This window comes from Streptomyces sp. NPDC046909 (assembly GCF_040644695.1).
GTDB lineage: Bacteria > Actinomycetota > Actinomycetes > Streptomycetales > Streptomycetaceae > Streptomyces.
This window is the reverse complement of sequence record NZ_JBEYXC010000019.1, coordinates 186,816-206,863: the sequence shown is the minus strand read 5'-3', so window position 1 is coordinate 206,863 and position 20,048 is coordinate 186,816. Positions and strand designations below refer to the sequence as shown.

At 69.8% G+C, this 20,048-nt stretch carries 24 protein-coding genes; 14 read left to right on the top strand and 10 right to left on the bottom strand.

All coding sequences use genetic code 11. The features are described from left to right. Positions 1–81: 81 nt before the first annotated feature. A complete protein-coding gene (locus ABZ928_RS44170) occupies positions 82–1,275 on the top strand; it encodes an RtcB family protein (protein WP_361532518.1) in 1,194 nt (397 codons plus the stop codon). Positions 1,276–1,312: 37 nt separating this feature from the next. On the opposite strand, the gene ABZ928_RS44165 is transcribed toward ABZ928_RS44170, so the two are convergent. From ABZ928_RS44165 to ABZ928_RS44150, 4 genes are all read right to left on the bottom strand, one after another. Further along, complete coding sequence (locus ABZ928_RS44165; protein ID WP_361532515.1) at positions 1,313–2,146, bottom strand: hypothetical protein; 834 nt, start codon at positions 2,144–2,146, stop codon at positions 1,313–1,315. Positions 2,147–2,291: 145 nt separating this feature from the next. Beyond that, positions 2,292–3,548 carry a tyrosine-protein phosphatase gene (locus tag ABZ928_RS44160; protein ID WP_361532512.1) on the bottom strand — a complete coding sequence of 419 codons (1,257 nt, stop codon included), beginning with the start codon at positions 3,546–3,548 and terminating at the stop codon, positions 2,292–2,294. Between the two features lie 45 nt (positions 3,549–3,593). After that, the gene (locus ABZ928_RS44155) at positions 3,594–3,803 is read right to left on the bottom strand and encodes a hypothetical protein (RefSeq protein ID WP_361532509.1); all 210 of its coding nucleotides are present in this window, start codon (positions 3,801–3,803) and stop codon (positions 3,594–3,596) included. Further along, the gene (locus ABZ928_RS44150; protein ID WP_361532506.1) at positions 3,803–4,567 is read right to left on the bottom strand and encodes an SDR family NAD(P)-dependent oxidoreductase; all 765 of its coding nucleotides are present in this window, start codon (positions 4,565–4,567) and stop codon (positions 3,803–3,805) included. The genes ABZ928_RS44155 and ABZ928_RS44150 overlap by 1 nt, the downstream gene beginning before the upstream one ends. 179 nt (positions 4,568–4,746) lie before the next feature. On the opposite strand from ABZ928_RS44150, the gene ABZ928_RS44145 reads away from it, so the two are divergent. Next, on the top strand, positions 4,747–5,178 hold the full coding sequence (locus tag ABZ928_RS44145) for a nuclear transport factor 2 family protein (RefSeq protein ID WP_361532503.1): 432 nt from the start codon (positions 4,747–4,749) through the stop codon (positions 5,176–5,178). 91 nt (positions 5,179–5,269) lie between these two features. On the opposite strand, the gene ABZ928_RS44140 is transcribed toward ABZ928_RS44145, so the two are convergent. After that, positions 5,270–5,605 carry a YnfA family protein gene (locus ABZ928_RS44140; protein ID WP_361532500.1) on the bottom strand — a complete coding sequence of 112 codons (336 nt, stop codon included), beginning with the start codon at positions 5,603–5,605 and terminating at the stop codon, positions 5,270–5,272. A 108-nt stretch (positions 5,606–5,713) separates the two neighbouring features. Between ABZ928_RS44140 and ABZ928_RS44135 the strand changes: the two genes are divergently transcribed. Beyond that, positions 5,714–6,178, top strand: coding sequence for a hypothetical protein (locus ABZ928_RS44135; RefSeq protein ID WP_361532497.1), 465 nt, complete (start codon positions 5,714–5,716; stop codon positions 6,176–6,178). Between the two features lie 86 nt (positions 6,179–6,264). Then, positions 6,265–6,762 carry a MarR family transcriptional regulator gene (locus ABZ928_RS44130; RefSeq protein WP_361532494.1) on the top strand — a complete coding sequence of 166 codons (498 nt, stop codon included), beginning with the start codon at positions 6,265–6,267 and terminating at the stop codon, positions 6,760–6,762. Between the two features lie 12 nt (positions 6,763–6,774). On the opposite strand, the gene ABZ928_RS44125 is transcribed toward ABZ928_RS44130, so the two are convergent. Then, positions 6,775–7,173, bottom strand: a complete 399-nt coding sequence (locus tag ABZ928_RS44125) for a helix-turn-helix domain-containing protein (RefSeq protein ID WP_361532491.1) — start codon at positions 7,171–7,173, stop codon at positions 6,775–6,777. 125 nt (positions 7,174–7,298) lie between these two features. On the opposite strand from ABZ928_RS44125, the gene ABZ928_RS44120 reads away from it, so the two are divergent. Then, positions 7,299–8,189 (top strand): NADP-dependent oxidoreductase, encoded by an 891-nt coding sequence (locus ABZ928_RS44120; protein ID WP_361532488.1) that lies wholly within the window; start codon positions 7,299–7,301, stop codon positions 8,187–8,189. Between the two features lie 194 nt (positions 8,190–8,383). Here ABZ928_RS44120 and ABZ928_RS44115 read toward each other — a convergent pair whose 3' ends face one another. Both ABZ928_RS44115 and ABZ928_RS44110 read right to left on the bottom strand, forming a co-directional pair. Next, positions 8,384–8,728: a DoxX family protein gene (locus ABZ928_RS44115; protein WP_361532485.1), complete on the bottom strand. Its 345-nt coding sequence runs from the start codon at positions 8,726–8,728 to the stop codon at positions 8,384–8,386. 125 nt (positions 8,729–8,853) lie between these two features. After that, entirely contained in the window at positions 8,854–10,302 is a 1,449-nt protein-coding gene (locus ABZ928_RS44110) for an MFS transporter (RefSeq protein WP_361532482.1), read from the bottom strand. A 138-nt stretch (positions 10,303–10,440) separates the two neighbouring features. On the opposite strand from ABZ928_RS44110, the gene ABZ928_RS44105 reads away from it, so the two are divergent. The 5 genes from ABZ928_RS44105 (at position 10,441) to ABZ928_RS44085 (ending at position 15,931) form a co-directional block, all read left to right on the top strand. After that, on the top strand, positions 10,441–11,550 hold the full coding sequence (locus ABZ928_RS44105) for an LLM class flavin-dependent oxidoreductase (protein ID WP_361532479.1): 1,110 nt from the start codon (positions 10,441–10,443) through the stop codon (positions 11,548–11,550). Continuing rightward, positions 11,547–12,173, top strand: a complete 627-nt coding sequence (locus tag ABZ928_RS44100; protein ID WP_361532476.1) for a CE1759 family FMN reductase — start codon at positions 11,547–11,549, stop codon at positions 12,171–12,173. Before ABZ928_RS44105 ends, ABZ928_RS44100 begins: the two co-directional genes overlap by 4 nt. A 130-nt stretch (positions 12,174–12,303) precedes the next feature. Further along, entirely contained in the window at positions 12,304–13,035 is a 732-nt protein-coding gene (locus ABZ928_RS44095; protein WP_361532473.1) for a response regulator transcription factor, read from the top strand. Beyond that, positions 13,036–14,451, top strand: coding sequence for a HAMP domain-containing sensor histidine kinase (locus tag ABZ928_RS44090; protein WP_361532470.1), 1,416 nt, complete (start codon positions 13,036–13,038; stop codon positions 14,449–14,451). It begins immediately after the preceding gene. A 217-nt stretch (positions 14,452–14,668) separates the two neighbouring features. Then, the gene (locus ABZ928_RS44085) at positions 14,669–15,931 is read left to right on the top strand and encodes an ArgE/DapE family deacylase (protein ID WP_361532467.1); all 1,263 of its coding nucleotides are present in this window, start codon (positions 14,669–14,671) and stop codon (positions 15,929–15,931) included. 27 nt (positions 15,932–15,958) lie between these two features. Here ABZ928_RS44085 and ABZ928_RS44080 read toward each other — a convergent pair whose 3' ends face one another. Continuing rightward, positions 15,959–16,648: a hypothetical protein gene (locus tag ABZ928_RS44080; protein ID WP_361532464.1), complete on the bottom strand. Its 690-nt coding sequence runs from the start codon at positions 16,646–16,648 to the stop codon at positions 15,959–15,961. 324 nt (positions 16,649–16,972) lie between these two features. On the opposite strand from ABZ928_RS44080, the gene ABZ928_RS44075 reads away from it, so the two are divergent. The 4 genes from ABZ928_RS44075 (at position 16,973) to ABZ928_RS44060 (ending at position 19,097) form a co-directional block, all read left to right on the top strand. After that, entirely contained in the window at positions 16,973–17,350 is a 378-nt protein-coding gene (locus tag ABZ928_RS44075) for a hypothetical protein (protein WP_361532461.1), read from the top strand. 62 nt (positions 17,351–17,412) lie between these two features. After that, positions 17,413–17,778: a hypothetical protein gene (locus ABZ928_RS44070; protein WP_361532458.1), complete on the top strand. Its 366-nt coding sequence runs from the start codon at positions 17,413–17,415 to the stop codon at positions 17,776–17,778. A gap of 52 nt (positions 17,779–17,830) precedes the next feature. Beyond that, the gene (locus tag ABZ928_RS44065) at positions 17,831–18,652 is read left to right on the top strand and encodes an STAS domain-containing protein (protein WP_361532455.1); all 822 of its coding nucleotides are present in this window, start codon (positions 17,831–17,833) and stop codon (positions 18,650–18,652) included. A gap of 40 nt (positions 18,653–18,692) precedes the next feature. Next, the gene (locus ABZ928_RS44060; protein ID WP_361532452.1) at positions 18,693–19,097 is read left to right on the top strand and encodes a hypothetical protein; all 405 of its coding nucleotides are present in this window, start codon (positions 18,693–18,695) and stop codon (positions 19,095–19,097) included. A 115-nt stretch (positions 19,098–19,212) separates the two neighbouring features. Here ABZ928_RS44060 and ABZ928_RS44055 read toward each other — a convergent pair whose 3' ends face one another. Further along, positions 19,213–19,854 carry a hypothetical protein gene (locus ABZ928_RS44055; RefSeq protein WP_361532449.1) on the bottom strand — a complete coding sequence of 214 codons (642 nt, stop codon included), beginning with the start codon at positions 19,852–19,854 and terminating at the stop codon, positions 19,213–19,215. Positions 19,855–20,048: the final 194 nt, after the last annotated feature.

Here is a 20,048-nt window from a genome sequence, read left to right as displayed (position 1 = left end):
GTCCGGAGCACCTTTCGTTGACCTTTGGCGCCGGTTTTGCGATTTGGGACTTCTGCTTGTTTCCGGGGGAATGAGGACGATATGTCGTACGTGGAGATGCCGGGTGCGAAGGTACCCATCCGTATGTGGACCGACCCGGCGTCCGTGGAGGACGTCGCGCTCCAGCAGCTGCGGAACGTGGCGACACTGCCGTGGATCAAGGGCCTCGCCGTGATGCCGGACGTGCATTACGGGAAGGGGGCGACGGTCGGGTCCGTCATCGCGATGCAGGGGGCTGTGTGTCCTGCGGCGGTGGGGGTGGACATCGGGTGCGGGATGTCGGCCGTCAAGACGTCTCTGACTGCCAATGATCTGCCGGGGGATCTGTCGCGGCTGCGGTCGAAGATCGAGGGGGCTATTCCGGTGGGGCGGGGGATGCATGACTCTGCCGTTGAGCCTGGGCGGTTCCATGGGCTCGCCACTGCGGGGTGGGATGACTTCTGGGGGCGGTTTGACGGGGTTGCGGAGGCGGTGAAGTTCCGCCGGGAGCGGGCTTCTTTGCAGATGGGGACGCTTGGAGCCGGGAATCATCTAGTTGAATGTTGTACGGATTCTGAGGGTGCGGTCTGGCTCATGCTGCACTCCGGCTCCCGGAACATAGGCAAGGAACTGGCGGAGTACCACATTGGTGTGGCGCAGAAGCTCCCGCACAACCACGGCCTGGTCAACCGAGACTTGGCAGTGTTCGTATCTGACACTCCGCAGATGGCCGCGTACCGGAACGACCTCTACTGGGCTCAGGAGTACGCCAAGTACAACCGCACCATCATGATGGCCCTCCTCAAAGACGTGATCCGCAAGGAGTTCAAGAAGGCGAATCCCACATTCGAGCCCGAGATTTCCTGCCATCACAACTACGTGGCGGAGGAACGGTACGAGGGGATGGACCTGCTGGTCACGCGCAAGGGGGCGATCCGTGCGGGTTCCGGCGAATACGGAATCATTCCGGGATCGATGGGGACCAGCTCCTACGTTGTGAAGGGGCTGGGTAACGAGAAGGCCTTCAACTCGGCCTCACACGGCGCTGGTCGGCGTATGAGCCGCAGTGCGGCGAAGCGCCACTTCACGGTGCGGGACCTGGAAGAGCAGACGCGAGGTGTCGAGTGCCGCAAGGATGCCGGGGTCTTGGATGAGATCCCGGGCGCTTACAAGAACATCGATCAGGTGATGGCGCAGCAGCGGGACCTCGTTGAGGTTGTGGCGAAGCTGAAGCAGTTCATCTGCGTGAAGGGTTGATGCGCGAGGCCCCCGATCGGGGGCCTCGCGTTATCGGCTATCGCTCGGTCGGCATTGGGGTCTGGCCAGTCCGCAGGCGCCAGAGGCGGATGTAGCAGCTCTTCTCGGTCCGGCCGAGTTCCTTGGCTGCCGCAGCGTCGTTGTTCAGGCGCAGTAGCACGCGGTCCTCATGCGCGGTCCAGCGGCGGCGCTCCGGTGCAACTCTCATATTGGCTGGGCGAATCCAAGCGGACAGCGAATCAGCCGCCGCTTGCTTGCGCTCCAACGCAAGGCAGCCGGGGTAGTAGAGGTGTGTGCTCAGCGCCTGGGCCGCCTCCGTCCAGTAGAGGATGTTGTAGATGCCGTCTCGTCGATTTCGCTTGAGGCTGCGCTCCATGCCTGTGACCTTTCCTGCGTAGAAGCACAGGTAGGCGCCAATGGCGGTGCTGGCGGTGGTCAGCGAGATGAAGGGCAGGCCCTTGCTTGTGTAGCCCACAGAGCCGTCGGCATCGATGATGCCTCGGAGGTAGTCGCGGCGTGAGAACTCGACGTTGGGTGGGGTGACGATCTTCGATTTCCGGCCGTAAGGCAGGCCGAGTTCGTTGATCTTAGTCCTGGCCTCGAGGGAGTGGAGGCTCCAGACTGCCGAGTGGGCGGTCTCAGCGAAGTTCGTGGAGCGCGTGCGCTCGCTGATGCTGCTGTTGTACGGCGTAAGCTTTTGGAACTGGCGCAGGAGGTCGATGTCGCGTGCGTTGATCTCGACAGCCAACCGTCCACGCTGGCGCGACTGTTGGGACAGATGCCCGTCCGCCTGCAAGAAGCCGAACATGTACGCGTACTCCGGGACCGTGAGGTCCATGAACCGGTGGGCGCTAGGCTCGCATTCAGCCATGAGGAAGCGTATTCCTTCCTTGCTGGTCAGGCCCTCGGCCGGGATGGCAGTCCCGGCCGAGGGCCGTCCTGTTGATGTTGTGATGCGAGCCTAGATCTCCTGTTCAGGGGCCGTCTGGGTGATCGATGACGTTCACTCCTGTGAGTTAACTCAGGCGCTTTTCCAGCAGCGTCACCGCGTACGGGCTGCCCAACCCGCCGTCCTTCGCGGGCTGTTCGCCTACCACTGCGTAGCCCGCGGACTCGTAGTACGTGCGGAGGCGGGGGTTGGTGGAGAGGCAGTCCAGGCGGGCGTAGGGGCGGTTTGCGGCTCTGATGCGGGATTCCGCGTGGTGGAGGAGTTCTCGGCCGGTGTGGGGTGGGGCCGTGTGTGGGGTGGTCATCAGGCGGTGGATGTAGCCGGCGTCGTGCGGGCGGGGGCCCCAGGCTGCTTCGTCCGTCCACCAGAGTTCGTAGGCGCCGGACAGGGCTCCGTCTGTGTGGGCCAGCCAGACTTCGCCTTCGCTCATGCGGGACTTGAAGTGGGCCTCGTTCTTTTCTGACGGTTTCCACTGGTCGATTCCTCGGGCCAGCATCCACAGGGAGAGGGAGTCGCGGAGGTGGACCAGGGTGCTTGCGTCGTCCGGGGTCGCCTTTCGGAAGGTCAGGGGGGACCAGGTGGTCGGTGTCGGCTCCAGGAAGGTCTCGCGGAGTTGGGACGACAGCAGCTCCGCGTCCATCGCCAGGGCGTGGGTGATGTAGGCCTCCACCGAGCCGTACTTCTTCTTCAGGGAGTGCAGGAACAGGCGCATCACCGATTCCGGGGCTCTGCCGAAGCCGAGCCAGGTTGGGGACGCACCGTTGTTTCGGGCCTTCCAGTCCGCGAGGAGGTCCGGGGTGGCCAGTTCCGTCAGGCTGAAGTCCTCGATGATCGTGGCTTCGTCGACGCCGAGCAATGACAGGATCAGTGCTGCCAACTCGCCTGTGCGGTCCTTGCCCGAGGCGCAGTGGAAGGCGAGCGGTTCGCTGGAGGACGCCACCAGTTCCAGGGCCGCGCGGATCTCCTTCGTGCCGTCCTCCGCGACCTCCATGTAGCGCTCGGCCAGGTAGGGGCCCGGGTCGATGTCCGGGGCCAAGGCCGCCTGGTTGTACGGGCGTTGCTCGATGCTGAGGTTGTGGTAGGTGAAGGAGGTGTCGTGCGGGACGCGGCCGTTTGCCTCCACCTCCCAGTCGTGGCGCAGGTCGATCACCGTAGTGATGCCGAGGGACAGGAAGCGGGACCAGTCGGGGGTACCGGGGGCCAACTTGCCCAGGGAGTCCGTGCGGTAGAGGCGGCCCGGGCGGATCCTGTGGCCGTCCGCGGTCCGGTAGCCGCCCAGGTCGCGGAAGTTGTGCAGGGCGTCGAAGCGTACGTGTCTGTCCACGGGCAGCGACCATACGGTGTCGCCGCCCGCGCCGACCTGCCCTTTTTACTTCGCGTGCGTCACCGCGTAGATCATCACGAACGCCACGATGTGGATGCCGAAGAGGAAGTAGCCGAGGTAGTACCAGACGATCCGTTCGCGCTTCTTCTCCAGCGCGAGGCGGCGGCGGTCGGTCTCCGCGTCCGCGGCCCTCGCCGCCTCCGCCGCCTCCGCTGTCTCTGCCGGCCTCGTCTCGTCCGCTTCCCCCTCCGTCATCACAGCTCCCTGTGGACCTTCGTGTTCGACGCCTGCGCGCGGGGGCGGAGGACCAGGAGGTCGACGTTGACGTGGCTGGGGCGGGTGACCGTCCAGACGATCGTCTCCGCCACGTCGTCGGCCGTCAGGGGCTCGGCGACGCCGGCGTACACCTTCTCCGCCTTCTCCTTGTCGCCGCCGAAGCGGGTGACCGCGAACTCCTCCGTTTTCACCATGCCGGGGGCGATCTCGATCACCCGGACCGGCTGGCCGACGATCTCCAGGCGCAGGGTCTCGGCGAGGACGTGGGCGCCGTGCTTGGCGGCGACATAGCCGGCGCCGCCCTCGTACGTGCCGTGGCCGGCCGTGGAGGAGACGACGATGACCGTGCCGTCGCCGCTCGCGACGAGCTTGGGGAGGAGGGCCTGGGTGACGTTGAGGGTGCCGAGGACGTTCGTCTCGTACATCGTGCGCCAGTCGGCCGGGTCGCCGGTGGCCACCGGGTCGGCGCCGAGCGCGCCGCCGGCGTTGTTGACCAGGACGCCGATCGTCTTGAAGGCCGACGCGAACTCGTCGACCGCGGCGCGGTCGGTGACGTCCAGCGGGTACGCCGTCGCCTGGCCGCCGGACGCGTTGATCTCCGCCTCCAGGGCCTCGATGCGGTCCTTGCGGCGGGCCGTCAGGACGACGCGGTATCCGGCGGCGGCGAGCTGACGGGCCGTGGCGGCGCCGATTCCGCTGCTCGCACCGGTGACGACGGCGATGCGGGACGCTGCGCTGGGCATGGGCGGGGGCTCCTCGGGTCGGCGTTCAGGTGGCTTTCGGAGGTCTTCGGGCGCCCTGGGGGCCCTGCGGACGGCCTTTCTCAGGATAGGTGGCCCCTGCGGTCTCCTTCCGGGCGGTCCGTATCGCGGGCCCGGTGAGACCATGGGAGTGGTGATCCTCCGGCTCCTGGAGGTGGATCATGGGAGAAGCGCGTGAGGTCATGGACCGGCTCACCGAGGCGGTCACGCACCCGGACCTCAAGGTCATCGCGGAGCTGTACGCGGAGGACGCGGTCGCCTACACCCCCGACGAGGGCGAGATCCATGGGCGCGACAACATCGTCGAGTACTGGCGGCAGATGACGGAGGCGGTCCCCGAAGCCAGCTTCGAAACCCTGCACTCGTACGAGGTCGGCGACACCGCCATCGACGAGGGCTTCTACAGCGGACGGAACACCGGGCCGCTGGCACTGCCCACGGGCGACTCGCTCCCCGCCACGGGCAAGGAGGTCAGGATCCGTGGGGTGGACCTCGCCACGGTGAAGGAGGGCCGGATCACCGAGTACCGGCTCTACTTCGACGAGATGGAGTTCCTGGGGCAGCTGGGGCTGCTGCCGGAGGGGACGCCGTAGAACGTAGAACGTAGAACGTAGAACGTAGAACGTAGAACGCGGAACGTAGAACGCCGCTCGGTCGGTTTCCGCTCAGTCGGCTTCCGGCCGGTCACTCTCCTCGCGGGGCGTACATGATCACCGCCATGCCCGCGAGGCAGATCAGCGCGCCCGTGATGTCCCAGCGGTCCGGGCGGTAGCCGTCCGCTGCCATGCCCCACAGGATCGAACCGGCCACGAAGATCCCGCCGTACGCGGCGAGGATGCGGCCGAAGTGGGCGTCGGGCTGGAAGGTGGCGACGAAGCCGTACGCGCCGAGGGCCAGGACTCCGCCGGTCATCCACAGCCAGCCGCGGTGCTCGCGTACGCCCTGCCAGACGAGCCACGCGCCACCGATCTCGAAGAGCGCGGCGACGACGAAGAGGGCGGCTGAGCGGAGGACGAGCATGGTCCGCAGCCTGCCATACGGGTGCCAGGGGGCCTGTTAGGAGCCTTTCGGCCGCTTCACGTGGGATACATCCGACCGTATGACCACGCTGGAGTGAGGAGTGACGGTATGCGGGTTGTCGCTGTGTGCGTCGCGGCCGCGGTGGCGGTCGGGGGAGTGGTCCCGGTGGCCTCGGCCGTCGACGCCGGGCCCGAGGCCGATCTCGCGTATCACGGGGCCGCCGCCATGGCGTCCGGTCGGGTCGAGGTGCGGTTCACGCCGCGCAACCACGGACCCTCGGCGGTGCCCGACGCGACGGTACGGCTGCGCTGGTCGGAGCCGCTCGCCAACCGTCAGGTGCTGCCGGGCGGGTGTGCGCGGTCGGGGGCGCGGGTGGTGCTGTGCCGGGTGGGTGCGCTGGCGGCGGACGGCGTGGGCGAGGAGATCGGCCTGCGGGTACGGCTACGGGGCGAGCCGTCCGAGGTCCTGCTGGAGATCGACACGGTGTGGAGCGCCGGAGTGGTCGACCGTAACCGGGAGAACGACCGCCAGCGGGTCCTGGTCCTGGACACGGGCGACACGTACTACTTCTGAGGGCGCCGCTGGGTGGCGCTGGGTGGCGCTGGACGGAGATTGGCCGCGCGTACGATCTCTGCACGGCGCAGATGAAGGGGTGCGGGATGGGTGGGGCTGGGCGGGAGCGGTTGCTCGGGGAGTTGGCCGGTGTTTCTCGGCGGTACATGGCCTCCTACGCGCTGTTCAATCAGGCCCTCGCCGATCATCTCGGGCTGCATCCGACCGATCTGCAGTGTGTGAATCTGCTGTCGCTGGAAGGGGCGCCCGTCACCACCGGGCGGATCGCCGAGCTGACCGGGTTGACCACCGGGTCGGCCACTCGGCTCGTGGACCGGCTGGAGCGGGCCGGGTATGTCGTGCGGGAGCGGGACGTCGAGGACCGGCGGCGGGTGCTGGTGGCGACCGTGCCGGAGAAGCTCGTGGAGTTCGGGCGGGTGTGGGACCGGCTCGGCGGTGGGTGGAACGCGCTCTTCGACGACCTCGATGACGCCCAACTGGCGTTGATCATCGAGCACATGCGGCGGACCACGCGGTTCAGTGCCGAGCAGGTGGAGCGGTTGCGGTCCGGGGAGTTGTCCGAGGAACTGTCCGAGGAACTGTAGGAGTCGGCGGCTTCAGTTGGCCGCGTCGTAGCGGTCGCGTGCCTCGTGCACCTCTTCGATGTGGTGCTCCGCCCAGTCCTTCACGGCTGTCAGCAGTACGGCGAGGCTCCTGCCCAGCTGGGTGAGTTCGTAGTCGACGCGGACCGGGACCGACGGGGTGACCGTGCGGACGAGGATGCCGTCGCGTTCCAGGGCGCGCAGGGTCTGGGTGAGCATCTTCGGGCTGACGCCGGCGATCCTGCGGCCGAGGGCGCTGTAGCGCATCGGGCCGGTGCTCAGGGCGGCGACGACGAGGCTGACCCATTTGTCGCTGAGGCGGTCCAGGAGCTGGTTGGTGGGGCAGCTCCGGATGAAGGCGTCGTACTCGACACGGGCCTGTTCGCGCCGCTGGGCCGCGGTCTGGGTCGGCATGGCTCACCTCCATGGGGCTTACGCACTTCCAGGTAACTACTTACGAATCGATAGTAGCTCTTCCTAGGGTTGTGGGCAGAGGGCGAGGAAATACCTCAAATGCCCATGGATCAGGAAGAGTTGACATGCGTGCTGCGGTGGTGAACAGCTTCGGTGGGCCCGAGGTCGTCGAGGTCGTGGAGAGTGCGGTGCCCGAGCCGGGGGCGCGGCAGGTGCGGATCAAGGTGGCGGCGGCCACGGTGAATCCGGTGGACGCGGGGGTGCGGCAGGGCGTCTTCGGGGGTGCGGGGAAGCAGCTCGGGCTCGGGTGGGATGTCGCCGGGACCGTGGACGCGGTGGGCGTGGCGAGTTCGTGGCGGGTCGGGGACGAGGTGGTCGGGCTCCACTACGGGGTGGGGGCCGAGTTGGGGACCCATGCGGAGTACGTCGTCCTGGATACGGCCGCGGTGGCGCTGGCGCCGCGGGGTGTTGATGCGGTGCATGCGGCGACGCTGCCGCTGAATGCGCTGGCCGCCGTACAGGCCCTTGATCTCGCCGAGTTGGAGGAGGGGCAGTCGCTGCTCGTTACCGGAGCCGCCGGGGCTGTGGGTGGGTTCGCTGTTCAACTTGCCTCTCGGCGTGGGGTTTTGGTGACCGGGCTGGCCCGGGAGGGGGATGAGGAGTTCGTACGGTCGCTGGGGGCCGTGGAGTTCGTGTCCTCCGGGGTGGAAGCGGGGGCCCATGACGCCGTGTTCGATGCGGCCGTGTTGGGGGAGCCGGCGTTGGAGTGGGTGCGGGACGGGGGTGTCTATGTCGGGGCCATTCCGCAGGCTCAGCCGGGCTCTGTGCGGGGGGTGCGGACGACTGCCGTCGAGGTGAGCGCGGATGGGGGGCGGCTTGGGGAGTTGGTCGGGCTGGTGGAGAGTGGGGAGTTGACGTTGCGGGTGGCTGAGGTGTTTTCGCTGGGGGAGGCCGCGAAGGCTCATGCTCGGCTGGCTGAGGGTGGTGTTCGGGGGCGGGTGGTGTTGGTTCCCTAGCGGGAGGGGGAGGGGGGCGCGGTTTGGGGTGCCTCGATCGGTTGTTGGGCGGGTGCAGCGCCGATGTGGCTGGTCGCGCAGTTCCCCGCGCCCCTTAGAGGCGGCTGCGCCGCCTTCCAGGGGGCGGCGGTAGCCGCAGATCGATACGGCCCCGCGCCCCGCCGATCGACACAAGCCCCCTCCCCTCAGCGCTCTCACGCCAGCGCCAGTGCCGCCACCACCGGTGCCGCGTACACCAGCGGGAACGGGATGTGGGTGTACCAGCGGGCCCGGGCCACCGTGATGACCGCTCCGGTGAAGTAGAGGACCAGGGCTATGCCCGCCGCTGTTCCGAGGGGCGGGATGAACAGGCCCGCCACCAAGCCCGCCGCGCCCGCCGCCTTCGCCGTGCCCAGGTAGGGCCACCAGGGCTGGGGGACGCGGTAGTCGGTGAGGGCCTTGACGATCCAGTCGGCTCGGGTGAGGACCACGGCGCCGGAGTAGCCGGACATGGCGGCGGCGAGGAGGGTCACGATGACGTGGAGGGTGGGCGTTGACATGGGGCTGGCTCCTTCTGGTGCCGGTGCTGTCGACCGGGTTCATGGAGCTGACGCGGGGCGGGGCGGGAGTGTGACAGGGCGGGTAGATTTTCTTGCGGGGCTCTCATCGGGCCAGTGGTCAGTGGTCAGTGGTGCTGGTCCGGTTGGGGCTGGTGCGGGAGTAGGCGTACGAGGGGCAGGCACAGCGCCAAGGCGGCAGTCACCGTCAGGAGGCTGAGCGTCGTCGCGTGGGGTGTGTCGGTCGGGGTGTGGAAGTAGACCGTCGTCACCGTGGCCGCTCCGAGCGCGTTGGCCAGTTGCTGCACGGCGTTGAGGGAGCCGCTCGCGCTGCCTGCCTCGGTGGGGGCGATGTCGCCGATGGTGACGTCGTAGACGGTGCCGAAGCAGGCGCCCATGCCCATGCCGAGGATGAGGAGGGGTGGGATCAGGGGCCAACTTCCTGTGGACGTACCGGAGTTGTGGATCAGCAGGAGCAGCCAGGCGCAGCCTGTCAGGAGGGTCAGGAGACCGGCGTACACCAGGCGGCGGCCGTGGGTGTGGATCAGGCCGTGGCAGGCGATCGAGGTGATCACTATGCCGATCGTCAGGGGGATCAGGGCGAGTGCGGTGCCGGTGGGGGTGCGGCCCAGGCCCTGTTGGAGGAAGAGGGACAGGACGTAGAGGAGGCCCGCGGTCGCGGCGAAGGCGACTACGCCGAGGGTCAGGCCGGCCGCGAAGCCGCGGTTGTGGAGGAGGGTCGGCTCGATCAGGGGGTGGGCGGCCGTGCGCTGGCGGTGGCAGAAGGCGGCGAAGGAGGCGAGGCCGAGGAGGAGCAGGAGGAGCGGGAGGGGCAGGGGCTGAGAGGTCGTCCAGCCTCTTGTCGAGCCCTCGATCAGGCCGCCCAGCAGGCCCAGCATCGCGCCCGCGAGCAGGACGGCACCCGGGACGTCCACCGAGACCGAGTCGTCGCCTGTGTCTTGTGGCAGCAGGCGGACCGCCGCCAGCAGGGCCGCGCCGCCCAGCAGCAGGTTGATCAGGAACATGGGGCGCCAGCCGAGGCCCGCGATGTCGGCGTCGACCAGGAAGCCGGCGAGGATCGGGCCGCCGACGGCCGACAGGCCCATCGCGGGGCCGAAGAGCGCGAACGCCTTGCCTATCTGGTCGCGGGGCCAGGTGGCGCCGAGGATGCCGAAGCCCTGCGGGATGACCAGGGCTCCGAAGGCGCCCTGGGTGAGGCGGGCGAGGACGAGGGTCGTGGGGTTCGGGGCCAGTCCGCAGGCCAGGGAGGCGGCGAGGAAGCCGGTGAGGCCCAGGAGGAAGAGTCTGCGGCGGCCGTATTTGTCGCCGAGGCGTCCGCCGGGGACCAGCAGGACGCCCAGGGCCAGTGCGTAGGAGGCGCCCAGCCACTGGACCAGGCCCGGGCCGCCGCCCAGGTCGGTGGTGATGGTCGGGGCGGCGATGTTGGTGATCGTCGCGTCGAGGAGGTCCAGGACGTCGGCGGCGAGGATCACGGCGAGGATCGCCCAGCGGGTGCGGGCGGGGATGACGGGGTTTCCGCTTGAGGATTCATTTGCGTTGTGCAGTTTCTGCGTCACGCAGGTAAATATCAACGGGCGGCCGATCGGTGTCAATCGGCTTTCCCCGGGGGTGGAATCGGAGGCTGGAATATGGGGAGGCGAGCGACCGTTGCAGCGCTATAGTTGAACGGTCAACAAACTGGAGGGTGAGCGGTCATGCAGTTCGGGATCTTCAGCGTCGGTGATGTCACACCGGACCCCACCACGGGCCGGACGCCGACCGAGCGCGAGCGGATCAAGGCCATGGTCGCCATCGCGCTGAAGGCCGAGGAGGTCGGGCTTGACGTCTTCGCGACCGGTGAGCATCACAACCCGCCGTTCGTGCCGTCGTCGCCGACGACCATGCTCGGGTACATCGCCGCGCAGACGGAGAGGCTCGTCCTCTCCACCTCCACGACCCTCATCACCACGAACGACCCGGTGAAGATCGCCGAGGACTTCGCGATGCTCCAGCACCTGGCCGACGGGCGTGTCGACCTGATGATGGGGCGCGGGAACACCGGGCCGGTCTACCCCTGGTTCGGGCAGGACATCCGGCAGGGCATCAACCTCGCCATCGAGAACTACGCCCTGCTGCGGCGGCTGTGGCGCGAGGACGTCGTCGACTGGGAAGGGAAGTTCCGGACCGCCCTTCAGGGGTTCACGTCCACGCCCCGGCCGCTGGACGGCGTACCGCCGTTCGTGTGGCACGGCTCCATCCGCTCGCCGGAGATCGCCGAGCAGGCCGCGTACTACGGCGACGGGTTCTTCCACAACAACATCTTCTGGCCGGCCGACCACACCAAGCGGATGGTCGAGCTGTACCGGACCCGGTACGCCCACTACGGGCACGGCACGCCCGAGCAGGCGATCGTGGGGCTCGGCGGGCAGGTCTTCATGCGCAAGAACTCCCAGGACGCGGTGCGGGAGTTCCGGCCGTACTTCGACGTCGCTCCGGTGTACGGGCACGGGCCGTCCCTTGAGGACTTCACCGCCCAGACCCCGCTGACCGTCGGCTCGCCCGAGCAGGTCATCGAGAAGACCCTCGCGTTCCGCGAGTACGCCGGTGACTACCAGCGCCAGCTGTTCCTGCTGGACCACGCCGGGCTGCCGCTGAAGACCGTCCTTGAGCAGCTCGACCTGCTGGGCGAGGAGGTCGTGCCGGTGCTGCGCAAGGAGTTCGCGGTGGGGCGTCCGGCGGATGTGCCGGACGCGCCGACCCACTCGTCCCTGCTGGCCGCCGCCCGCAGGGAAGGCTCGGACGCCCGTGAGGAGGGCTCGGAATGAAGCTCGTCGTCGTCTCGGCGGGGCTGAGTGTGCCGTCGTCCACGCGGTTGCTGGGGGACCGGCTGGCCGCCGCGGTCTCCCGGCAGGCTCCTGTCGAGGTGCGGGTCGTCGAGGTGCGGGAGCTCGCCGTCGAGATCGCGCACAACTTCACCAACGGCTTCCCGGGGCGCAACCTCGCCGCCGCGCTGGACGCGGTGACCGAGGCGGACGCGCTGATCGTCGTGACCCCGGTGTTCTCGGCGTCGTACAGCGGGCTGTTCAAGTCCTTCTTCGATGTGCTGGAGAAGGACGCGCTGGCCGGGAAGCCGGTGCTGATCGCGGCGACGGGCGGCAGCGCGCGGCACTCGCTGGTGCTGGAGCACGCGCTGCGGCCGCTGTTCGCCCACCTGAAGGCCGTCGTGGTCCCGACCGGGGTGTACGCCGCCTCGGAGGACTGGGGCGCCGACGGTCTCGACGGGCGGATCGAGCGGGCGGCGGGGGAGCTGGTGGGGCTGATGACGGGCCTGTCGGCGACCCGGCCGGCCACGTCGGCCGAGCGGGCGGAGTCGGCCGGGGGCGTCCTCACGGTCGTACCGTTCGCCGAGCAGCTGGCCGCGCTGTCGCCGAACGGCGGCCGGGGCTGAGCGGCCGGCGGGCGTGGGTGAGGCGAGGGTAGGGGTCCCCCGTGGGGTTGCCTCTGTGACGGTGAGAGGGCGGTAAAAAGGCTGATCGTCGGCTCGCTCACCCGGCCGAACCGGCGGTCGCCTTGGCAGTATGGGGAGCGTGCCTCAGACCGTTCTGCTCGCCGAAGACGACCGCGCCATCCGTCACGCCCTGGAGCGCGCCCTGACCCTGGAGGGTTACCGGGTCACCGCGGTCGCCGACGGTGTCGAGGCGCTCGCCCAGGCCCACCGCACCCCGCCCGACGTGCTCGTCCTCGATGTGATGATGCCCGGGATCGACGGGCTCCAGGTCTGCCGGGTGCTGCGCGCCGAGGGCGACCGGACGCCGATCCTGATGCTGACGGCGCTCGTGGAGACCCAGGACCGGATCGCCGGCCTGGACGCGGGCGCCGACGACTACGTACTGAAGCCCTTCGACGTCGAGGAGGTCTTCGCCCGGCTGCGGGCGCTGCTGCGGCGCACCGGCGGGGCAAACGGCGGTGCCCCCGCTCCCGTCGAGGCGCCGAAGCAGGCCGTGCCCGAGCGGTACCTGGAGGCGGCCGGGCTGAAGATGGACCCGCAGGCGCGGCGGGCCTGGCGGGACGGGCGGGAGCTGGAGCTGACCCGTACCGAGTTCGAGCTGCTCGAACTGCTGGTGCGCAACAGCGGGATCGTCCTCGACCACTCCACGATCTACGACCGGATCTGGGGGTACGACTTCGGCCCGGGGTCGAAGAACCTCGCCGTCTACGTCGGCTATCTGCGCCGCAAGCTGGACGAACCCGGGGCGCCGCAGCTGATCCATACCGTGCGGGGCGTGGGTTACGTGCTGCGGGAGGACTGAGTGGGGCGGCTCGCGCGGTTGCTGCGCAGGCGGCGGCCCGGGCTGGTCTCCCTCGCCACGACGTTCGCGGTGTCCTTCGCGGCGGTCACGGCCGCCGTCACCGTGCTCGTCGGCATCCTGTCGTACAGCGCCGCGGCCCGGCTGGTCCGCGTCGACCAGCAGTCCGTCTTCGACGAGGTCGTCCAGGATCTGCGCGACGAGGTGCGCCAGCACACGATGACCCCGGAGGACTTCTCCTCGTCGGCGCCGGGGCACGATCTCGTACGTCCCGCCCGTACCGATGTCCAGGTGCTCGGGCCGGACGGGTCGGTCCTCGACCCCGGGAGCCCCGGGCTGCCGGTCACCTCGGCGGACCGCCGGGTGGCGGGCGCGGCGTCCGCGGGGCGGCTGGCCGAGCACAAGGAGGTCGGCGTCGGCAGCGACGTCTACCGGGTCGCGACCGTCTCCCTCGGCGACGGGCGGGGCGCGGTGCAGGTGGCGCAGGAGTTCAGCGACACCGAGGACCTGCTGCGGGCGCTCCAGCAGCGGACGCTGATCCTCATGGCGGCCGTGGTGGTCGCCGCGGGCCTGTTCGGCTGGTGGCTGGCCCGGCGGATCACCCGCCGCCTGGTGATCCTCACCGCGGCCGCCGAGGACGTCGCCCGGACGCGCAGACTGGGCATCCAGGTCCCGGTGACGGGATACGACGAGGTGGGCCGCCTCGGCCGCGCCTTCGACCGCATGCTGGGCCGCCTCGCCCAGTCCGAGGACGACCAGCGCCGCCTCGTCCAGGACGCGGGCCACGAACTCCGTACGCCCCTCACCTCGCTCCGTACGAACATCTCCCTGCTGCGGCGCATCGACGAACTCCCGCCCGCCACCCGCGACGAACTCGTGGCCGACCTCAGCCAGGAGGCCCGCGAACTCACCGACCTCGTCAACGAGCTGGTCGACCTCGCCGCCGGCCAGTCCGACACCGAACCCCCGCAACGGGTCGACCTCGCCGACATCGCCGAGGATGTCGCCGCGCTCGCCCGCCGGCGTACCGGACGCGAGATCGTGGTGCGGGCCAGTGGCGACACGACCACGGACGGGCGGCCGGGGATGCTGACCCGGGCGCTCTCCAACCTCGTCGAGAACGCCGCCAAGTTCGACCGCGAGGGGCGCGCGCCGATCGAGATCACGGTGAACGGGCCCGCCCGCCCGGGGGTGGTGCGGGTGCAGGTCCTGGACCGGGGGCCGGGCATCGCCGACGCCGACCTGGTGCGCGTCTTCGACCGCTTCTACCGCGCCGCCGACGCCCGCTCGCTGCCCGGGTCGGGGCTGGGCCTGTCGATCGTGCGGGAGGTGGCGCTGGCGCACGGGGGCGCGCCGTTCGCGGTACGGCGGGAGGGCGGGGGGTCGGTGATGGGGTTCACGGTGGGGGGCGGGGTCTGAGACCGGGGATGGGCGGCGGCCGTGGCTGGGGCCGGGGCTGGGTCGGAGGGGGTGATTGGCAGTTCCGTTCCGTGCCGCTCGTCGGCGACCTGCGGTTTTGCCCGCCGTCCCTGGAACACATCTGCCAATCACCGCCTCCTGCCCGGCTGCCGGGAGGGGTACGCGGGTCGGCTTGCGGGGATGGCACCGGTGAGGTGTGTGGGAGAGAGGGGGCGCTGTGCTCAGTGCCGAAGAGGCTGCCGTAGTCGCCGGGGTCGATGACGAGGGCGTCGGGCGGATGCTCTGTGAGCTTGTCTCCGTGCCCAGCGTCACCGGGAGTGCGGCCGAGTCCGAGTTGCAGCAGCTGCTCGCCGGGCGGCTGGAGCGGCTCGGGCTCGATGTCGATCTGTGGGCGATGGATCTGGACGCGTTGCGGGCGGATCCGGAGTTTCCGGGGGCGGAGGCCGCGCGGGACGAGGCCTGGGGGCTCGTGGGGCACACCGAGGACGGGGGTGACGGGCCGACGCTGATCCTGCAAGGGCATGTGGATGTCGTGCCACCCGGGGATCTCGGGGCCTGGGACGGGGATCCGTTCGTGCCGAGGGTGGTCGGGGATGTCGTGCACGGGCGCGGGGCCTGTGACATGAAGGCCGGGCTGGTGGCCGAACTGGCCGCGCTGGAGGCGATCCGGGCCGCCGGGGTGCGGTTGCGGGGGCGGGTCGGCGTGCACTTCGTCGTGGGGGAGGAGGACGGGGGGCTCGGGGCGTTCGGGACGCTGCGGCGCGGGCATCGCGGGGACGCGTGCGTCATCGCCGAGCCGACCGGCGGGACCCTCGTCACCGCCAACGCGGGCGCGCTGACCTTCCGGCTCGCCGTCAACGGCAAGTCCGCGCACGGGAGTTCACGGGAGCAGGGCGTCAGCGCCATCGACGCGTATCTGCCGCTGCACCGGGCACTGACGCTGCTGGAGACCGAGCGGAACCGGGATCCGCATCCCCTGATGACCGAGTACGCCATCCCGTACGCCCTCTCCGTCGGCACCCTGCGCTCCGGGGACTGGGCGAGCAGCGTGCCCGATCTGCTGGTCGCGGAGGGGCGGTTGGGGGTGCGGCTGGGGGAGGACCCGGCGGCGGCGCGGGACGCCTTCGAGCGGTGCGTGGGCGAAGTCTGCGCCCAGGACCCCTGGTTGCGGGACCATCCCGTCGACGTGACATGGCCGGGCGGGCAGTTCGCGAGCGGGCGGCTGCCGGAGGGGCATCCGCTGCCCGAGGTGATCCGTGGCGCGCACGCGGACGCCGGGGGGCCTCGGCTCAGGGAGCGCGGAGCGTCGTACGGGAGTGATCTTCGGCTGTACGCCGGGGCCGGGATCCCGACGTTGCAGTTCGGGCCGGGGGACATCCAGGTCGCCCACAGTGCGCGGGAGCAGGTGTCGGTGCGGGAGGTGGTGGCGGTGGCGCGGACGCTGGCGGTGACCGTGTTGCGGACGGTGGGGGTCAAGTAGGGGTTGGGGGCAGAGGGCTGTTCCGGTTTACGCGCCGCTTCCCTCCGCCTCGTCCAGCGCGCGCTTCGCCGCGTTCGCGTCCTGGCCGAGGACCGCCTTCTCCAGGCTGTCGTCGTCCTTGCGGGAGAAGCGTTCGCCGCGGGCGATGTCCTCCTTGGTCAGGACGCGGCCGCACCACTCGCCCTGGTCGCCGACGCCGTCGTCGAAGGGGACGGCGGCACCCTCGCCGAGGACGGTCCAGCCGTCGTCGGTCCAGCGCAGGGCGAGGAGGTAGGTGTGGCCGGTCTCCAGGCGGGGGGCGTTGGAGGCGGTGCGCTTGATGCGGGTGCCGCTCTCCCGGTACACCTGCCAGCCGGGGGCCACCATGTCGAAGCCCTTGGACACCGAGCGTTCCGGGCGCTTGGGTGACGTCCACAGGACGTTGTCGGTGCGGAAGGTCACCGTGCGGTCGGTCCGGTACGCGTACTGCCCGCTCTTGAAGTCCTGCCGGTTGGTCTCCTCCTCCCGTTCCGGGGTGGCGATGACGACCTGGTCGGCGTGGGTGACCCAGTCCTTCGCGGTCTGGGACGGGTAGTCGTCGCTGATCATCCCGCAGCCGACCACCGTGTCCAGACCGCCCTGTCCGACCAGGACGGCCCCGATGACACCGGCGAAGGCCAGAAAGGCGACGGCGGGACGGCCGGCTATGCGGCCGCCGAAGTTCCGGTTCAACGGCATGACGACGTGCTCCCCCGTGTGGATATTGATCCGTGTGCGTATGCGTGTGCGTATGCGGCTGGGGAGCTGGTCAAGATCCACAGCGGCGCGATGATCACCCTACGCAGACGCCGAGGAAGGTGAACAGGAGTCGACTTCAGCTGTCACCAAACCGTCGAAAGGCGGTCCTGAGCCCCCTGAGCCCCGTGTGCAGGGCTTCCGGTGTGACACCTAGGCGGGGATGAGCACCCGTACTCATGTCCGGGTGCGGGGGCCGGGACAGGCTGGAGGCACACACACCGACGACGGATCGAACCGAACCGAACCGAAACGAAGGGACCCGCCATGCCGGACGCCACTCGCCCGCGCCGCCCGCGCCACCCGCACCGCCCGTCGCGGCTGCGGCGGCTTCTCGGGCTCGCGACGGACAACTGGCCCGCCCGGGGTTATCTGGTGGTGTTCGGGGCGTCCGTGCCGGTCATGTTCCTCGCGCCGGACAGTCCCGTCGCGATGCTGCCGCTGCTGCTCACGGAGCCCCTGTCGCTCGCCGGCATGGTGCTTCCCGTCGGGCCCGGCAGTGTCGAGGACGCGGGAGGGCCGGCTCTGGTGGCCGCCTCCGTGGCGATGGGCGGCTGGCTGCTCGTGTGCGCCGTCGTGAACGCCGCCGTGGTCGGGGCGCTCGCCCATCACGTACGGGACACCCGTGCCGCGGGGCACGCGTGACACCCCTCACCTCCGAGCTTCAATCCCCCTTCAACCCCCTCTTCGTAGAGAAAGGCACCGCCGTGGCACGCTCCGCACGCCCCCGATTCCAGAGGCTCCGCGTCCTGCTCGCGCCCGCGACCGACAACTGGCTCTCCCGTGGCTATCTCGCGGTCGTCGCGGTGTCGTTGGGGTTCTTCCTGTGGGCCGTGTACCTGTCGCCGGACCCGGGGTTCGCCGGTATCTATCCGATCCTCGCGACGGCGCCGCTCAGCATGATCGTCAACATCCCGCTGATGGCCCTGGGGCCCGCGTCGGACTCCGCGCTGTCCTGGGTGACCCCGCTCCTCTTCTCCGCCGGCACCGTTCTGTGCGGGCTGGCCAACGCCACCCTGCTCGGGCTCCTCGCCCGCAGGCTGACGGGGCGGGAGCCGTACCCGGCCGCGTGAGGGGCCGTCAGAAGGGCCTGCCACAAGCGGAGGCGCGGGATACCTTGGGACGGTGACCTGGTCGGAGTTGCGCGGGCCCGTGCGCGCGGCCGTCGTCGGCGTCAACGAGCACGTCGCCGTACGGCTGGCCGGCGAACTCGACATGCACGCACTGCCCGCGCTGGTGAACACGCTGCCCCAGGTGGACGCGTACTCCGGGCGCATCGCGCTCGACCTGGGCCGGGTCACCTTCTGCGACTCGGCCGGCGCGAGCGCGCTGCTCGCCTTCTCCCGGCATCTGTCCGCGCAGGGCCGTGCGGTGAGCGTGGAGCGGGTGCACAGCTCGGTGCTGCGGGTGCTGCGGATGACCGGGCACATCGACCAACTGCGCCTGGAACGCGGCTCGGCACCCGTCCTCAACGGCCTGGCGATGCGGCGCAACGGGCAGCTGCTGCGAGGGGTGTTGATCGAGATGCTGCGGCTGACCGGGGCGCCAATGGGCAACGCCCAGCTGTACGACCCCGACACCGGTGTCCTGCGGATCGTGACCCAACGCGGCTTCCACGAGCCGTTCTTGACGTACTTCGAGACGGTGGAGGACCGCGAGTCGGCCTGCGGGGCGGCGGCCCAGGACCGTGCGCCGGTGTTCGTGGAGGAGGTCGAGAGCTCCGGGATCTTCCTCGGGACGCCGGCCCTGGACGTCGTACTCGACGCGGAGGTGCGGTCGGTGATGTCCCTCCCGGTGGCCTCCGGTGACGGCAGGCTCCTCGGTGTGGTGTCGGTGCACCACACCGCGCCGCGCCTGTGGACACCGGACGAGCGGGAGTCGCTGGGCCGCCTGGGCGCGGCCGTACGGGAGGAAAACCCAGGGGTAACTCCCGTTCCTCTCAGGTAAGTTCGGGCTCGATCAGTTGTCCGAAGAGAGGAACTCCGCCTTGCGCAAGTCCCACCGCCGACTGACGACCGCCCTCGGGATCGCCGCGGCCGCCGTGTCGGCGCTCGCCCTGACGACCGCCCCGGCCCTGGCCGCCGGCGAGGTCTACGAGGCCTCCAACTCCATCGTCTCCGCGGACGTGACCGCGAAGACCTACTTCGCGGCGGACGGTGAGATCCTCACCGCCATGGACATGCTGAAGGACGGCCACGGCACGGCCGCCCAGTGGCGCTACAACTCCAGCTCGGCCACGCACTCGTATTACAACGGGAACGGCTACGCCAACCCCAAGGACTGGAACCTCTCCTTCGCCGAGGGCACCACCCTCCAGATCCGCGCCTGCCTCCAGGACGGCTCGGACGGCACGCCGTACCGGTGCGGGGGCTGGGAGTACGCGAAGGCCTGAGCGTCGGTCCGAGTGCCGGCTTGAGTGCCGTACGGCGGTGAAGGGAGCGGGCTCCGGAGAGGGGTTCGCTCCCTTCGCCGGTCTTCGCTCCCTTTGTCGGTCGGGGACCGTCAGATCACGGCCACACCAGGCAGTACGGCTGATGCCCCGCCTCGTGCAGGCGGTGGCTGAAGTCCTGCCACTCGTGGAGCAGCTGGTACACGTTGAACGCGTCCCGCGGGCCGCCGCGGTCCGGGACCGTCGACCAGATGAAGGCCGCCGCGCCGACCGCTTCCTCGCCGATGCCGCGCAGGGGGTCGACGACCGTCATGGGGAGCTTCACGACCGCGTAGTCGGGGTGCAGGACGACGAGTTCCAGCGGGGGGACCTTGTGGAGGGGGACGCCCTCGATGCCGGTGAGGACCATGGCGGCCATCGTCTCCGGCTTGATCTTGGTGAACATGCCGTTCATGCCGAGCTCGTCGCCGCCGAGTTCCTCGGGGCGCATCGAGATCGGGACACGGGCCGCGGTCGCGCCGTCGGGCGCGCCGAAGTACTTGTACGTCACCCCCACCCGACCACCATTCCTGCTCCCCGCCCTCAACTGGTCGATCCGACGTTCGATACGTCGGTCGTCCCGCTCTGTCTCATTCGGAACGCCATGACCTTGGCGTGCCTCTGCGGCCGCTTCCTCCGCGTCGCGCCGGTGCCTTCCCCGCCGGGCACGTCGAGGACCCAGGTCGTCAGTCCCCTCGCCCAGTCCGCCACCGCGATGCATATCTCCACCCGACTGCTTTTCTAGGACGCGTGGCCCCCGCCGCGCAACCCGATCATCGTGTCAGTGACCTCCCCCGCGGCCGCCCGCCGAAACGTGCGCTGAAACACCTGTCCGCAGGATCCTCACAAGGATCTTCGCAGCCTCCGGACCCCGCGGGCCGTACGAGCTGTGTGTATCAGGTGCCAGTTTCGCAG

Excerpts from the sequence above, each read along its gene's own strand:
- ABZ928_RS44165 (WP_361532515.1), bottom strand. The coding sequence starts at position 2,146 with ATGGCTGAATGCGAGCCTAGCGCCCACCGGTTCATGGACCTCACGGTC.
- ABZ928_RS44095 (WP_361532473.1), top strand. The coding sequence starts at position 12,304 with ATGGGGAGCGTGCCTCAGACCGTTCTGCTCGCCGAAGACGACCGCGCC.
- ABZ928_RS44150 (WP_361532506.1), bottom strand. The coding sequence starts at position 4,567 with ATGCCCAGCGCAGCGTCCCGCATCGCCGTCGTCACCGGTGCGAGCAGC.
- ABZ928_RS44130 (WP_361532494.1), top strand. The coding sequence starts at position 6,265 with ATGGGTGGGGCTGGGCGGGAGCGGTTGCTCGGGGAGTTGGCCGGTGTT.
- ABZ928_RS44140 (WP_361532500.1), bottom strand. The coding sequence starts at position 5,605 with ATGCTCGTCCTCCGCTCAGCCGCCCTCTTCGTCGTCGCCGCGCTCTTC.
- ABZ928_RS44170 (WP_361532518.1), top strand. The coding sequence starts at position 82 with ATGTCGTACGTGGAGATGCCGGGTGCGAAGGTACCCATCCGTATGTGG.
- ABZ928_RS44145 (WP_361532503.1), top strand. The coding sequence starts at position 4,747 with ATGGGAGAAGCGCGTGAGGTCATGGACCGGCTCACCGAGGCGGTCACG.
- ABZ928_RS44100 (WP_361532476.1), top strand. The coding sequence starts at position 11,547 with ATGAAGCTCGTCGTCGTCTCGGCGGGGCTGAGTGTGCCGTCGTCCACG.
- ABZ928_RS44105 (WP_361532479.1), top strand. The coding sequence starts at position 10,441 with ATGCAGTTCGGGATCTTCAGCGTCGGTGATGTCACACCGGACCCCACC.
- ABZ928_RS44155 (WP_361532509.1), bottom strand. The coding sequence starts at position 3,803 with ATGACGGAGGGGGAAGCGGACGAGACGAGGCCGGCAGAGACAGCGGAG.
- ABZ928_RS44080 (WP_361532464.1), bottom strand. The coding sequence starts at position 16,648 with ATGCCGTTGAACCGGAACTTCGGCGGCCGCATAGCCGGCCGTCCCGCC.
- ABZ928_RS44055 (WP_361532449.1), bottom strand. The coding sequence starts at position 19,854 with ATGCATCGCGGTGGCGGACTGGGCGAGGGGACTGACGACCTGGGTCCT.
- ABZ928_RS44075 (WP_361532461.1), top strand. The coding sequence starts at position 16,973 with ATGCCGGACGCCACTCGCCCGCGCCGCCCGCGCCACCCGCACCGCCCG.
- ABZ928_RS44125 (WP_361532491.1), bottom strand. The coding sequence starts at position 7,173 with ATGCCGACCCAGACCGCGGCCCAGCGGCGCGAACAGGCCCGTGTCGAG.
- ABZ928_RS44120 (WP_361532488.1), top strand. The coding sequence starts at position 7,299 with ATGCGTGCTGCGGTGGTGAACAGCTTCGGTGGGCCCGAGGTCGTCGAG.
- ABZ928_RS44135 (WP_361532497.1), top strand. The coding sequence starts at position 5,714 with ATGCGGGTTGTCGCTGTGTGCGTCGCGGCCGCGGTGGCGGTCGGGGGA.
- ABZ928_RS44115 (WP_361532485.1), bottom strand. The coding sequence starts at position 8,728 with ATGTCAACGCCCACCCTCCACGTCATCGTGACCCTCCTCGCCGCCGCC.